The organism is Salegentibacter chungangensis (assembly GCF_042678405.1).
GTDB lineage: Bacteria > Bacteroidota > Bacteroidia > Flavobacteriales > Flavobacteriaceae > Salegentibacter_A > Salegentibacter_A chungangensis.
On record NZ_JBHTLI010000008.1, the window covers coordinates 1 to 562 of the forward strand.

General features: G+C 53.4%; 1 pseudogene. It reads right to left on the minus strand.

From position 1 onward, the window contains the following. A pseudogene (locus tag ACFQ3Q_RS14080) lies at nt 1-562 on the minus strand (hypothetical protein); the annotation flags it as partial.

Here is a 562-nt window from a genome sequence, read left to right on the forward strand (position 1 = left end):
GCCATTGCGCCTCCGTTGTTGGCAAGCCACGCATTCAAGGCGGCTGTGTTTCCTTCGCCGTCGCATTCTACGGTTTCATCCATTGCTTCGGTGTCTATTGTTGGATCTGTTGTATCCTCAATAGTGAAGGTCGCTGATGTTTCGCTGGTGTTACCACAGTCGTCGGTCGCCGTAAAGGTTACGGTAGCTGAACCGGTAGCACCACAAAGATCGCTTAAGGCGTTGAAGTCGTTGCTCCAGGTTACATCACCACAGCTGTCCGAGGCCATTGCGCCTCCGTTATTGGCAAGCCACGCATCAAGTGCAGCCATATTGCCTTCTCCGTCACATTCCACGGTTTCATCCATTGCTTCGGTATCGATCATCGGATCGGTAGTGTCTTCAATAGTGAAGGTCGCTGATGTTTCGCTGGTGTTACCACAGTCGTCGGTAGCGGTAAAGGTTACCGTAGCCGATCCGGTCGCACCACAAAGATCGCTTAAAGCGTCGAAGTCGTTGCTCCAGGTGACATCACCACAGCTGTCCGAGGCCATTGCGCCTCCGTTGTTGGCAAGCCACGCAT